General features: G+C 48.3%; 12 protein-coding genes and 1 pseudogene. All 13 read right to left on the bottom strand.

Annotated features, from left to right (window positions below; translation table 11 throughout):
* Positions 1-16 precede the first annotated feature (16 nt).
* The 13 genes and pseudogenes from JCM10914_RS06195 to mutM all read right to left on the bottom strand — a co-directional run bounded on the left by JCM10914_RS06195 (position 17) and on the right by mutM (position 12,982).
* On the bottom strand, positions 17-475 hold the full coding sequence (locus tag JCM10914_RS06195; protein ID WP_023958651.1) for a hypothetical protein: 459 nt from the start codon (positions 473-475) through the stop codon (positions 17-19).
* Positions 476-502: 27 nt separating this feature from the next.
* Complete coding sequence (locus JCM10914_RS06190; RefSeq protein ID WP_036717174.1) at positions 503-2,581, bottom strand: hypothetical protein; 2,079 nt, start codon at positions 2,579-2,581, stop codon at positions 503-505.
* On the bottom strand, positions 2,571-4,406 hold the full coding sequence (locus tag JCM10914_RS06185) for an ATPase, T2SS/T4P/T4SS family (protein ID WP_023958647.1): 1,836 nt from the start codon (positions 4,404-4,406) through the stop codon (positions 2,571-2,573). Before JCM10914_RS06185 ends, JCM10914_RS06190 begins: the two co-directional genes overlap by 11 nt.
* A complete protein-coding gene (locus tag JCM10914_RS06180) occupies positions 4,393-5,265 on the bottom strand; it encodes a hypothetical protein (protein ID WP_023958645.1) in 873 nt (290 codons plus the stop codon). The genes JCM10914_RS06185 and JCM10914_RS06180 overlap by 14 nt, the downstream gene beginning before the upstream one ends.
* Entirely contained in the window at positions 5,262-5,969 is a 708-nt protein-coding gene (locus JCM10914_RS06175; protein ID WP_023958643.1) for a hypothetical protein, read from the bottom strand. The genes JCM10914_RS06180 and JCM10914_RS06175 overlap by 4 nt, the downstream gene beginning before the upstream one ends.
* 25 nt (positions 5,970-5,994) lie before the next feature.
* Positions 5,995-7,095 (bottom strand): SAF domain-containing protein, encoded by a 1,101-nt coding sequence (locus JCM10914_RS06170; protein WP_023958640.1) that lies wholly within the window; start codon positions 7,093-7,095, stop codon positions 5,995-5,997.
* A gap of 53 nt (positions 7,096-7,148) precedes the next feature.
* Positions 7,149-8,605, bottom strand: a pseudogene (locus JCM10914_RS31675) (serine/threonine protein kinase).
* A 159-nt stretch (positions 8,606-8,764) separates the two neighbouring features.
* Positions 8,765-9,841 carry an SAM-dependent methyltransferase gene (locus JCM10914_RS06160; protein WP_023958635.1) on the bottom strand — a complete coding sequence of 359 codons (1,077 nt, stop codon included), beginning with the start codon at positions 9,839-9,841 and terminating at the stop codon, positions 8,765-8,767.
* A gap of 6 nt (positions 9,842-9,847) precedes the next feature.
* Positions 9,848-10,621 carry an ABC transporter ATP-binding protein gene (locus JCM10914_RS06155; protein WP_023958633.1) on the bottom strand — a complete coding sequence of 258 codons (774 nt, stop codon included), beginning with the start codon at positions 10,619-10,621 and terminating at the stop codon, positions 9,848-9,850.
* A complete protein-coding gene (locus JCM10914_RS06150; protein WP_023958631.1) occupies positions 10,618-10,971 on the bottom strand; it encodes a thioredoxin in 354 nt (117 codons plus the stop codon). The genes JCM10914_RS06155 and JCM10914_RS06150 overlap by 4 nt, the downstream gene beginning before the upstream one ends.
* On the bottom strand, positions 10,968-11,306 hold the full coding sequence (locus tag JCM10914_RS06145) for a cyclic-phosphate processing receiver domain-containing protein (RefSeq protein WP_023958629.1): 339 nt from the start codon (positions 11,304-11,306) through the stop codon (positions 10,968-10,970). The genes JCM10914_RS06150 and JCM10914_RS06145 overlap by 4 nt, the downstream gene beginning before the upstream one ends.
* A gap of 19 nt (positions 11,307-11,325) precedes the next feature.
* The gene (locus JCM10914_RS06140; protein ID WP_023958627.1) at positions 11,326-12,174 is read right to left on the bottom strand and encodes a deoxyribonuclease IV; all 849 of its coding nucleotides are present in this window, start codon (positions 12,172-12,174) and stop codon (positions 11,326-11,328) included.
* On the bottom strand, positions 12,164-12,982 hold the full coding sequence (gene mutM, locus JCM10914_RS06135; protein ID WP_023958624.1) for a DNA-formamidopyrimidine glycosylase: 819 nt from the start codon (positions 12,980-12,982) through the stop codon (positions 12,164-12,166). Before mutM ends, JCM10914_RS06140 begins: the two co-directional genes overlap by 11 nt.
* Between the last annotated feature and the right edge of the window lie 3 nt (positions 12,983-12,985).

Below are 12,985 nucleotides of genomic sequence, written 5' to 3'. Positions count from 1 at the left end.
CTGGTCATCCAGACCATCACTGATCGAACTTGATCCCACGGATGACGTTGGAATTATCCTTCACAATGCTTGCCTTGAATTTACCGCTTGGATTGACGTATTCCACACTGCTCTCGTCCATCACTAAGCCGATATCCCCCTGGCGCGAATTCGGGTTCGGTATCGAACCGTCCGTATCCAGAACATTGCCGTACCACTGGCCAGTTTTATTTTTTCCTGTTGCAATGAAGATACCGAACTGATCCTTATCCTTGTACTTTCTTAACGCGTTGGTCACTTGTGAGCCGCTGATCGTCGTACCGTCATAGACGGTAAAAGCAGCTTGCGACAATTCGGTTTGGATGTCGGAGAAGTTATTTTGGGCTGTCTTGGTCGCCTCTTGTGCTGAAATGAAGAGAATCACTACAATCGTAATCAAAGCAATCGTTAAAAAAATGCCTGCTGCAACTTTTAATGCAGAAGATGCATTATTCATGGGCCCATTCCTCTTTTCTTATATTTTCTAAAGTCTTTGGATTTGCTCGTAATAGCTCCCCATTTGCGTGAAGCTCATACCGATCAGCGGTATGACGAGATACATAAATATGAGGGCATACATCGGCGCAAAACCGATCATTCTCGCCCATGCTGCCTTCGTGTCTATCATCGCTTCATATTCCTGCTTACGCTGCTCGAAGCTGAACAACATTTCACTGTCCAAATCGTCAAACACCTCTTGAATCGGAACCTTATCCAGAGCCAGCTGCAGCTTGTCGATCAGCCGTTGAAAATCCGAAAACCAGACGTCTTCCTTAAGCTCCTCCAATGCTAACTGCGCACCGTGTTCATAATGCAGCAGACACTTCTGGATCGGCACCTTAAAAATGACAGCAAATCGATTAAGCCACTCCAATATCCCCTCTACGGAGATTCGCTCCATCCCCCGTAGAATGGAGATGACGGTCTGAAACTGATAGACTTCATGGCGCATCTCCATATGACGCATTTTCCGGTGGAAGTACAAGAACCACAGCGGAGCCATATACGCGATCATCCCTGCCGCCAGCGACAACAAGAGTTCCCACCATTTCACATACTCGCTGTTGTACTGTGCAAGCTTGGTAATAATCCGATCTGCCGTAATGTCCAGTTGTTCTTTGGTCAATTCGGTCTCATATTGTTCTGTAACGACCCGTTCAACCTGTTGTCTACTGGCCTTATTATCCATCTCCAACTGCTGTATGACAGAACGATCTCGATCAACAATATGTTCAGCCTGCCGTCGTTCCACGTCATTCATCTGTCCGAATAACGTGTTGTTCATGGAGACAGGCATATGCAGCAATTGAAACCTGGCCTGCATATGAAGACCGATACAAAGAGAAAGTGTCATCACAATCGTCGTTATGAGCAACAACAGTCTCCGAACATATAGCCACTCAAATTTAATCCGGGCATTACTTTCTTTAAGTAATAACAACTGCCTTTCATATGTAGCTGACCCGGCAACAGGCGCTGCTAACCTTACGAGTCGCTGCACCCATCGCAGCCGGTATATTCTCTCCTCCCATGACATCTTCGACTTCTCCAACCCCGCACGATAATCGGTATCGCGTTGATGCTGAAGCCTCTGCAATAGCAAGTAAGCGATAAGAATAATGACATAAATCGAAATTTTTGTAATAAACCCGAGCTTGCTCATATAAAATTCATCCATCGCCGGAAAGCTCATTCTTGCCCAACGTTCGATCGGTTTAGTGAAAAACACCGGAACTAGAGCAATGACATTCAAACCTTTCATCAGGTAATCGAGTTTATCTCTGCGAAGCAGCTCCAGCCTAATTTCTTTGCTGATTCCACTCAATCCGTGCAAATAGATCGAGCTTTGGCTTTTCTTGTGATCACCAAACTCCATGACAAGATGTGATATTCCCGCGAAAGCTTTCAAATACCGATTCGGCGCGACCTCATAATAACGTTCCAACTCCTCATCCGGATCGCTTGATACCAATGCGTTGTAAATTACTTGAGCTTGAATGGATATTTCATGTCCTGCAGCCTCCGCACTTTCATAAATCGCTTCTTCAACCATACCGTGTTGTTGGTAATGATGCCTGACATATGAAAATAGCTCTAAAGATTGGAGGAGCAGCTTTCGCTCAAGCCGATGAATGAACATCTCGATTAGCATATTATGAATGACAATGGCTGCAAGAAATCCGATGAGAATAAAGCTGAGACTCGGGTGAGTCCAGATCAGCAGGAGTAACGCAGTCCCTAGCACACTGATGATAACAACGATTAACTTCATGGTCTCATATCGGAGTGCAATTTCATCGAAGGGATGAATCATTGCAATACGGCGCCTGATCCTTTGCACGTAAGCTCCGGCAAGCGGCAATTTAACGACCTGAACGTAGGCCCACTGAAACCCTCTGCGAACGTGGTCTCTCATTGAATGATTAGAATCTGGTCGATCTATCCGATTGACCCGATCCCGATCGCCCGACTTCCTGGAAAACCATACGATGCCGAGGTAGGTTAGCATAAAGAGTCCCAGCGAAAGTAGGAGTACGAGAACAAAAAGATCTTTAGGTGTCATATCTCTCCCCCCACCCACCTTGAACAAAGGATTCAAAGCTTGCTGCATCTTCAGGTTGCATCTGCTCTGTCATTGCTTGAATCGTCTGCTCTGACATACTGGCAATAGCAACATAGCGTCCCGACTGATATTCGATTATGTTGCGGGCGGTATAGGGTTTGCCGCTAGGTCCCTTTTGTAATCCCGTATTGTCGTCCCACGGAATACATTCGGTTATTCGCTCAATATAACGGTTGCCGCTAGCGTCTTTCTTGAGATGAATATCAAAGTTAATGCTGCTTATTACCTGCTGCTCGGCGATGTGCTCTTGTCTGAATACTCCGCTTTTCAATAATGAGTTACGAAGCGACTGAACCAAATCGTTGAATGTCTTTGCATGATGTGTAAACACCGTGAACAAACTGGCTACCTGAGACATTTGAATCATCCATGACGCGACTTCGTCACTGGCAACCTCGCCAAGAATGTTAACCGTACCATCCGTTTTCTTTTGAAGATCGAGTCCTGCTTGCCCGCTAATATGCTCCGTTTCTTTGAAGCTGAGGATGTTCCTTCTGTTGTAGAGCTTTCTAAGATGCAATTCAAATGCCATTTCCTGAACCCTGAGCGTATAAGACGCATAAATATGTCCAACCATCGCCATTAACAAAGTGGTTTTCCCTGATCCTTGAGCACCGGTGATTGCCGTAATTCGGCTTCCCTTCATTAGGTACTTCAACATCTCGATGACCAGCTCCGAACCGTCACCCGTAACGAGTTGATCCAATGCAGCTTTGGGCAGATCGAATTTCCGAACAAAGAAGGCCCACGACTCCGCGAAAGGCGGTCTCACCACAACGACGCGCGAGCCATCCTTCATCTCGTTGACTTTGTAGCCGCTCGCTTCTGACAATTGACCCGGATGATTGTATTTGTAAATATTTTGGCAGACTCGTTTGAGTTCCAGCATGCTGCCAAACGAGAGGAACCCAAGATGCATCGATATCCCACGATAGAATATCCACACACTTTCGTAACCGGTTGCCGGCCCTCGCTCTGGATCTTGTCCTACGCTCATCAAGTCTACATCATGCCTGGACATCTGATATGGATCCTCCAACTCATGGATTACGCCACTGACTCCACCACTTACTCCGTCAATCCGTTGATCCCGGATCTCATCAATGACCGAGAATCCCTTGTACTGCTGATATATACGCTGGACCACAATCTCCAGCTTCTCCTCGAACGCAAGCTGCCGCTGCTCAAGCTCATAAATATAATCAATATCTTCAGCCGTCACCGCGTAAACGCTGTCTTCGCCGTATCCAGACAATATTCGTGGACGCGCAAGATCATACGTTTCGAGCAGAGTGGATAATCCATCTTGTCCATGCCGAAGTTTATACAAAAATAAGATGATTTCGAATTGATCCTGTGATGTCAGTTCACTTCGATTATCAAATGGTATCGCCGCGTTAATGTTCGACTCGTTCAAGCCCAGATTGCTTACCAGCAATCCCTTCAGATAATCCTTCACATAAATCTTGTCGAGTACACCGCCAGAAACGCAGCCTTTTAGTGCACGTCTAAGCTCACTCCGCTTGTTGAGCCTTCGTCTGTACTCCTCCGCGTGAAGGCCCAAATCCGATAATTGACTGTGCGTTAGTTGATGCAGCGTATCTTTGACATAAGAAGTCATGGCACTGATCGAATAGGGCTCACCCTCTCTCAACACGGACACAACAGGCTTCCTTCTGTCCTTATAACGTAAATAGAGTAGTAACGATACGAGCAGCAGAATAATGATCATCCATACGGTATTCAGAGAGTTACCCAAGTACATGCGTGCCTCCTGTGGACGGTACACCTCTCAAGAAGCCGAGCTGTTGTGCTACACCATCCCCTGTCTGTCGCAATGTAGCGTAGAAAGGATGTGTCCGTCTGCCATCCCCGCTGCCTCTTAAGCGCTGAAGGTAGGATAGAACGGCACGCCTATTCCAGGCATCTGTCATACCAGAGCAATATGGAATCCCGTACACGCCCGTCTTCAGACCATAGCGCCGTTTGATATTCTGTAGTGTGCAATGGCTCTCGGGGTCGTATTTCCCAATGACGTAGATGCAATGTTTATTCTTTATTTCTTCAGGAAGTTGACTTCCGATCGCACGCTCTAACACGTGCATGTTCTGGTTCAAACCAATAACGACAAGCTCAGCTGAACCAAGTATTGAACGATCAGATTCCCCAGGCCATCCGTTACCTGCATCGGCTATAGTGATATCATGGCTGATCTTCGATGCCTGCATCACACGAGACATCAATGTCTCACCAGTCGGCGCTTGATCCTTCAGTTTCTTAATTGCATCCTGCTGTGTCTGCACAAATCGTGAAGCTCCACGAAGAAGATCCAGCCGATCAGACAATAGAGGAGACGTATAATTACGCAGGGCTTCGGGATTCAGTCTGCCACTCGTATTGAGTCGTTCAAGTGCGTCCATCCCGTTATCCTGAAACGCGATCACCCGATCCATCGTTTCTCTGGCATATGCCAATCCTTGCTCAACTCGTTCGCCTGCGCCCCCTCCGTGAGTAAGGAGCACTTTGACCTGATACTCATAGGCCATCATAATAGCCAGATTAGTAGCGAACATCGTGGCGCCGCTGCCACTTCTTAGCGGGCTCCATACCGCAATAACACTCATGCATATCTCCTCTCCGCTTGCTTTAGTGCCCGTCGGATGTAGCGCAGCTCCATATTGGACAATCTGCAGATCAATTCGGTCAAAGACCGTTTATATTGCCTCGATAACGGCTTGATTCCCAGCCTTCCGGCATGTTCGTTCTTGATCTTCAAGGTAATAAACAACTCGTCCCAAGGCATAATGACCGGTGGTCCTAACCACTGCAACCGGTCTTCCGCGATAAAGCTATCAATATATGACTCGTCCGAGAGTTCTTCAACGATATGTACGTATACGCGGTGAAATGAAGGCAATCCCGCTTCTGGTCTTGTGGCTTGCAATTCATCCAGTAATATTGAACTTTTCTTCAATCCTGAAACCTCCAACCCACTAACCCATACATAAGCATCGGCAGCTTCCCATTGTTCGGCGTTCAGGAATTGGGCCTTCTCCACATCAAGTACGATATAGTCGTAGTCATCCTCGACGGAGCTCTCCAGAAATTGATTCAGTATGGTCAAGTTCTCGAAGCCGGTAGCCACATCAAATCCAGCGAATTCAACAATGGGTAGTTGAGGATGTAGGGCACCGATACAATGTTTGTATTTCGCATCCAATGCGCCGTCGACAAGCAATACTCGGTGATCTCCCTGCGCCAATATTTTGCACATATACAGAAGCAAATCGCTTTTGTCACACACGCCTGTAAAGATCCAAGTCTTCATCTCTTACCACTCCTTTCACATAAATTTAAGGGCTAGAAAATATCAACTCATCATCAAGCTGATCCTCATGGGTCGACTGTGTTTCGCTCGTTGAACTTGTTCCTCCCAAGATTTGCTCTGCCTCCCGGTCCGCGTCTTCCCTCGCTTTAGCTTGGGTTCGCGTTTCAGGCTCGTTGTATTCCTCCGCTCTCCCTGCGGCAGAATAGGAAGGATCCAGTGGCAAGCTGCTTGCAGAGCTCCATGAATCGGGAGTACGCACACTGTTGTTGATCGACGAGTGGATAGGCATATCCGAGACCTGTGTATGTGAACCTTCTCTGCGTTCACCAAGATCAGACTCCAGTAGTTCACGAATCGCGATCTCCAGTCCTCGCTCTGCTTGCTTCACTATATTCGGATTGTTTGCAATCAATCGGGTAACCTCTGCATTCGGCGGATAGTTCGGAACAGCCCTGTTCTGAAGCTGAGGTTCAACATATTGGAGTGCATACAACGTTGCCTGATGTAAATGAGCATCAACTAATGCACTTGAGAGTAGGAGTATTTCCTGCTCACTAATTGTTGTCCAGAATGCCGGACTTTGAAGTTTGTCCACCTTCTTCTTGGACAAGACAATATAGTCCTGGCCCGTTGGAAATTGAATGCGAACGTCCACCATATCTCCTTGCTTCATACTGCTTGGCAGATAGACGGCCCTCATCTCCCGATGCCGCAAATCCGCTGGGGTCGGCTCCTCCTGAAACAACATCCCAGTTGTTATGGGCGTTCCTTTCGAAAGTGCTATCTTGACACCTTTGCCTGCAATGTCTTTTTTGCCTACCGGCAGATCAGCCGGCATTCCGTCATAAGAAAGTTTGACCTCCATCAAATCCTTCTCTGCGATCATGTGACCTGGAGGTATATCACGCAGAGGTGCCCAAGCCACTCTTGTTGCTATCTGTTGCTCCTGTTGAATTTGCTCCAACTCCGTAATCCGCTGTTCGTATTCCGTGCGCTGTGCACGATGCTGATCCTGGTAACCACTTATGTAGTAGATCGTAATCCCGGTGCATAACGCCCCTGCCACGGCTGCACCGGCAAGCCCTGCATATATCAGCTTGCGGCTGCGCCGTTTAATAATCGGCATTTTGTCATCTCCTTCTCCTCGCTTGCGATACTTCCTGTGTTTACTTGATCGGCTTAGCTTTTGCGAAATCTGAACCTGCGTCTTGGCTCTGCCGCAGGCAAATAATCCTGTAGCATCTGTGCGAACGCTACTTGACTATCATCATTCATCTCGAACGGATCTTGTTGTAATGGCAGGCTAAACACTTTACTCGTGCCCAGCACTTGTCGCATCTCCCGAACGGGATTCGCGCCAGCCATCGGTAATGCATACAGCCGATTCGTTTGAGGATGCCTTGCCAACATGCGTGCCAATGTTATGAGATCGTGCTGCCTCCATTCCGCAGCTGAACCGATGACAATCGGCAGATCTGCACGCAGAAATTCCTCCAACCGCTCACTGTCGCGGTATGACCCTAAATCAAGAACGACTGCGTCATAACTTCCCCCAAGGAGGGGTATCACTTCATTCCTCGCGGTTTGACGCCAGAAGTGAATCCCATTAATCTCAAATTGTCGATTGGATCCTAATTTGCTGCCTTCGGCAATTTCCTGAATACGGCTAAACGCTGTCGACTTAACGCTGAGTTCGACTACAGCCACTTTTCCATACCTCGAGCCGAGAAAGTGCCCTAATGCGATACAGCTGTGTGTAGTCCCTACCCCTGCTGAGGCACCCAGCACAGCAACAACCAATGTACCCGCTCCTGTTCTGACCGGAGATGGTCCAGTTGTTCGCAGATCATGCTCAGTGCCGTTCTGACCTCCATCGTGGATTGATATCGGTGCTCTGGCGCATATTGCAGCAGCTTCCGGATAACGGGTACCATCTCTCTAGCCAGATCGCCGCGAATATGTCGCTCCACACCGGTAATCCATTCACTGAATTTGCCACCTGTCGCGAGGTAAAGCAGAATGGCGCCCAATCCGTATAAATCCGCTCTCTCATCACTTTGCCGCCCGCCATATTGCTCCGGCGCTGCAAACCCTACCGTGCCTAGCTTGACCGTGTCCTCTCCGCCCTCCTGCCTATAGCTGCGAGCAATGCCAAAATCAATCAATCTTACTTCGAGTTGTTCCGTCAACATGATATTGGAAGGCTTCAAATCACGAAAAACAACCTGGGGCTCATGTCGGTGCAAGTATTCGAGTACATCCAGCAATTGCTCTGTAAGACTGAACAAAAAATCAGGCGTTATCTTATCGCGGTGCCCTCGAAAATACTTCTCCAGCGTCATCCCTTGAATGTAATCCATGACAAGATAAGAGTATCCGACGGCAGATAGATGAAAAAAATCGACAATCCGAGGTAATCTCGGATGACTGAGCTTGATAAGAAGTTGGGCTTCATCATGGACCGTACGCTGCATGCCTGGTTCAGACACACTTTCTTTAATCGCCCACTTCTTGCCGGGCAGCTTCGTATCGTCCGCCAAATATACGCGGCTCATTCCCCCCTCACCAATCATGCGGTCAATCACATACCGCTCTCCTAATACTTCCCCATGCACCAATAAGTGAGCATGTTTCATCCGCCTTCTCTCCTGTCATACAAGCACACAACAAAAAAAGGAAAGCATTCCGCCACATCATATAAAATGATGTATGGCGGGATGCTTTCCCAATAGTTGTTGTTTGGTTAATTTTGGAATCATTATAAAATATAATCTTTTATTTTGTAAAGTCTTTTTTTAGTATTTGATCATATAGAGCGTAATTTCATCCCGGTTATGAAACAGTTGTTTCGCACCCTGAATTTGCATTCTGGCTGCTTCAAACACCAACATCATTTCATCGATCAGCGCCATCGGTTTCTTGGTCAACAGCTTCACCGTCACGACAGCGGTACCTCCCATCTGAAGGCAGTGAAGCAGCCCGGTTACAAGCTTCGCCATTTGCTTCGGACTCCAGCTCATGTCACAGACCAGCAGATCAAACTCGTGCTCACGAAACTTCACTTCTCCCGCATTCTTGGAAATCACACGCAGATTGCGATGATCTTGAAGTGAAGGGTGCATTTTGGCTGGATCGATGGCTGTAACACGCATCCCCCGCTCAAGCAGAAACGACGTCCACCCGCCTGGTGCTGCTCCAATATCAACGGCATTGCGGAACCCTTCAAAAGCGATACCGAACTGCTGCTCAGCCTCAAGCAGCTTAAACTTTGCCCTCGAAATTTGACCTTCTTCCCGTTGAAAGCGAATAGCGCCACCGTTCCAATCCGACAGATTGTCCGCAGGACGAGATACCCCTACGTACCAAACCTTGTCCGCCGCGAACAACGAGATGATCCACTCCGGATCCTGCACGGAATAACCGAGCTCAAGCGACGCCAGCCGTTGCTGAATTTCATCTCGCAGCGCCGCCGGGTTAGCGGTCCAGGAACTGCCTTCGGTTTTTCGGACCTGAATGGATACTTGCGTCTGTTCCAGATACGCTTGCTGGGAAAGATGCTGTTCGATTACGCGCAATGCTTCATCCGCATCCTCTGATGGAACCTCAAGATGAACAGGGAACAGATGCCGCAAAAATATAAGCGGTCTTGTAGTAATACGCTCAGTCGCTTCTCCCATGTCCTCCTGTAAAGTCGTCACGAACACTTCACCAGGAATGAGCACCGAGCTTTTCAGGCTGCCAAATCGGCGCCGCAGTTCCTCCTGCGCATAAGGGGCAAACCCGTGGTTGGCAGTGCATACGAACTTGCAATGTACATCCTTCTGCAGTTGTTGATCGTTATGCTGTTCATTGCTTACAATTAATTCATCCAAAACGGATTAACCTCCAGAGTTAACTTTGATCCAGGGACGTCCGCTATCCCATGCCAGCTGAGCCTCGATATCATAAGTTTGTTTAATAAGTTCATTGGTCAACACTTCTTCCTTCAATCCCGCCCCCGTCAAGCGACCATTCTTAATCAAAGCAACATGTGTAAATAAAGGGACGATTTCCTCAATATGATGCGTGACATAAACAACGCCGATATCCCGCTGTCTAAGGCGTTCAATCTCCAACAGCATGTTCTCCCGCTCATATAAATCAAGGCCTGCACAGGGTTCATCCATGATCAGAAGACGGGGTTCAGCCATCAATGAGCGTGCCAACATCACTTTCTTACGCTCTCCTTGCGACAGAGTCCCAAGAGGTTGCTCAGCAAGATGAGCTAGATTCATCTCTTCTAACAGCTGGTACGATTGCCTCCGAACTTCTTCGGGAATATCCTGATAGAATCTCAGAAAAGCGTACGCACCCGTAGCGACAACTTCCCACACCGCATCAACGAATGCCAGCTTCTCAAGCAGAGATTGGCTAATATAGCCGATTTGCTTTCGAACTTCACGAACATCACATTGACCGTATACATTCCCTAATACTTCAACTCGACCACTGGAAGGGAACATATAGCCTGTCATCATTTCCAGCAGCGTCGTTTTTCCCGAACCGTTCCGCCCAAGTATAACCCAGTTCTGTCCTGGAGACATTTCCAAGCTGACGTCGTCAAGAATATATCGTTCATCCCTGATCAAAGTCAGATGGCGCATGGAGATCATCCCTTCACACTCCTCACAAAATCCAAAATGTCTTGCACAGACCCCATACGGTACAGCACCTCATATTGCTCCGGTGCCGTAGCCTTCGGATTGACTGCGAGAATGGCAGGAACGCTACGGATCTGATAGCGCTCTACCGTAAGCGGCAGAAAATTCACATCGGCTTCCAGCAGTTCCGATTCTGTAAGCACATGCTCGGCAACGTTGATCATCTTTCTGGCAGCGGCGCAAGTCCCACATAAAGGTGTGGTCAGGAACACAATGATCGGATTCATTATGTTATCGCGCTTCGCCAACCGTTCCTGCCAGTCGATTCGCTCCAGCAGCTCTCGTTCGGTGACTTCAATCATCTCTCACCCTTAGCAACTGCAGCTCGGAGCTCATCAGGCATCGGTCCGTTATGAACAATGACCTCTTCAGGCATATGCTTATATAGTAACTCGTACATCACTCTGCGACCGGATGGACTTGACGTGTGCAGATAGATTTCCTTGGCGCGAAGTCCTTCGGAAATGATCGCCGACACGACCTCCCCGCCGTTCATTTGGCCATGCCCCAGCTCGTAATCAAGTGACAACACGTCAACTTCACACTCACGCAGTAGCAGCAGACACTCTTCCCCGTTACGAGCTAGCGTGAATCCTTTCGGATTCGGTCTCCAGTCGTCTAAGTATAGATGAATCATACTTACACTCTCCCTTGATTCAGGACCAGGACTGCACCGTGGCAACGTCTTCGCGATGCGTGCCATCGTCCCCTTTTTCACTTTCCAACACGAATATCTTGTTCCTGAGTTCCGCTGATAACACCAATGATTTCAGCGCTTCCATTCCGATCATGCCTTGGCCTATACGGGCATGTCGGTCTTTTCTTGAACCGGCTCCATATTTGGAGTCGTTCAAATGCACAGCTTCCAATGCGTCCCAATATGCCAGCGAACGGCCACGTGCGAGAAGTTCATCCGTACGTGCAACATTCCAGCCTCCTGCAGCAAACAAGTGGCAGGTATCGAGGCAAAAACCTATTTTCTCAGGAAAGTCTGCCAACTGCCTGACTTTTGCGCATTCCTCAAGCGTCATCCCCATTGAGCCATGATCACCGGCCTGATTCTCGATCAGCAACTTCGCCACGCCATGCCAGTCTTGCAGGACATCATTCATGCAGTGAATAACGTTCTGGTAACCTGACAGTATGTCCTCACTCTTCAGATACCCGAAATGAACAACAATACCAAGCGAGCCGCAAGCCTCTGCAATCAGCAAGTCGTTCTTCAGCGACTCTACCGTCAATGTGTAAAGTTCCTTGCCACGCGTCAAGCCAACCGCCATGTTCGTGGGATACGGCGTATGAGCAATCGATGCGATCCCGTGTTCACGACAATAAGCAGCGCATGCTGCGGCATCGTTTATATCCGGATTTTTTAATTGGAGGCCGCGCGGATTCTTCGGAAAATATTGATAAGCGCTCGAACCGATCGCTGCCGCGCGATGGGCTGCTGCAAGAAATCCGCCCTTGGTGCTAACATGACTGCCAATTCGAATGTTATGCTTCATGCTGGCAGTTCGGACAATAGAACACCTTGCGAGAGCTATGCTCGGCCTTCACTATCGGCGTCTGACAACGCACACACGGTTCACCTTCCCGATCGTACACCTTGCACGCATCATTATACGCCCCGGTCAACTGGTCGCCTTCCTGGAACGGCATTTCCATATACCCGCCGCCGTCGGTAGCCTTGTTTAACACCTTCACGGTGCTGTCATACAACTGTTCCAACTGCTCATCCGTCAAATCCTGTATCTTGGTTAACGGATGAATCCGCGCATCGAAGGTGATTTCATCAGCATAACAATTGCCGATTCCCGCCACAACGTGTTGATTCACGAGTGTGTTTTTAAGAGCGCCTCTTCTTTTGCCAATCAATTGCATGAATCTGCTCTTGTTCATTCGCCTGTCCAGCAGTTCGGGGCCAAGTTCTTTCAAGGCTTCATCCGTATCTCTGGCTGAGAGCAAATGCAGATAACCAAGTCGCAGTCCGATAAAATACAGCACATGATCGCCAAACGTAATTTCGATTTGGGTGGAGCGAGACGGTCGTTCCTCGTCTGTTCTGCCCAAGTACAACAGTCCTCCTAGCATGAGATGTAACAGAAGCCGTCCACCATTATGAAGATGGAATATCAGATGTTTGCCTCTACGCTCGACGAATATGATCTTCCCGCCTTGAAGAGCGGACTGAAACTCATCCACAGCCACATTTAACGATTTCTCTCGATTGACCACCACATTCGTAATCGGTACGTTAACGATGCTCTGGGATAAACGTTTTCGGTAGTTTTCCATTTCCGGTAGTTCCGGCATGAT

Origin of the sequence: Paenibacillus sp. JCM 10914 (assembly GCF_001315105.1) — a bacterium.
In the GTDB taxonomy this organism is placed as follows: Bacteria; Bacillota; Bacilli; order Paenibacillales; family Paenibacillaceae; genus Paenibacillus_AQ.
This window is presented reverse-complemented; position numbering and strand designations above follow the sequence as displayed.

Excerpts from the sequence above, each read along its gene's own strand:
- JCM10914_RS06195 (WP_023958651.1), bottom strand. The coding sequence starts at position 475 with ATGAATAATGCATCTTCTGCATTAAAAGTTGCAGCAGGCATTTTTTTA.
- JCM10914_RS06190 (WP_036717174.1), bottom strand. The coding sequence starts at position 2,581 with ATGACACCTAAAGATCTTTTTGTTCTCGTACTCCTACTTTCGCTGGGA.
- JCM10914_RS06185 (WP_023958647.1), bottom strand. The coding sequence starts at position 4,406 with ATGTACTTGGGTAACTCTCTGAATACCGTATGGATGATCATTATTCTG.
- JCM10914_RS06180 (WP_023958645.1), bottom strand. The coding sequence starts at position 5,265 with ATGAGTGTTATTGCGGTATGGAGCCCGCTAAGAAGTGGCAGCGGCGCC.
- JCM10914_RS06175 (WP_023958643.1), bottom strand. The coding sequence starts at position 5,969 with ATGAAGACTTGGATCTTTACAGGCGTGTGTGACAAAAGCGATTTGCTT.
- JCM10914_RS06170 (WP_023958640.1), bottom strand. The coding sequence starts at position 7,095 with ATGCCGATTATTAAACGGCGCAGCCGCAAGCTGATATATGCAGGGCTT.
- JCM10914_RS06155 (WP_023958633.1), bottom strand. The coding sequence starts at position 10,621 with ATGATCTCCATGCGCCATCTGACTTTGATCAGGGATGAACGATATATT.
- JCM10914_RS06150 (WP_023958631.1), bottom strand. The coding sequence starts at position 10,971 with ATGATTGAAGTCACCGAACGAGAGCTGCTGGAGCGAATCGACTGGCAG.
- JCM10914_RS06145 (WP_023958629.1), bottom strand. The coding sequence starts at position 11,306 with ATGATTCATCTATACTTAGACGACTGGAGACCGAATCCGAAAGGATTC.
- JCM10914_RS06140 (WP_023958627.1), bottom strand. The coding sequence starts at position 12,174 with ATGAAGCATAACATTCGAATTGGCAGTCATGTTAGCACCAAGGGCGGA.
- mutM (WP_023958624.1), bottom strand. The coding sequence starts at position 12,982 with ATGCCGGAACTACCGGAAATGGAAAACTACCGAAAACGTTTATCCCAG.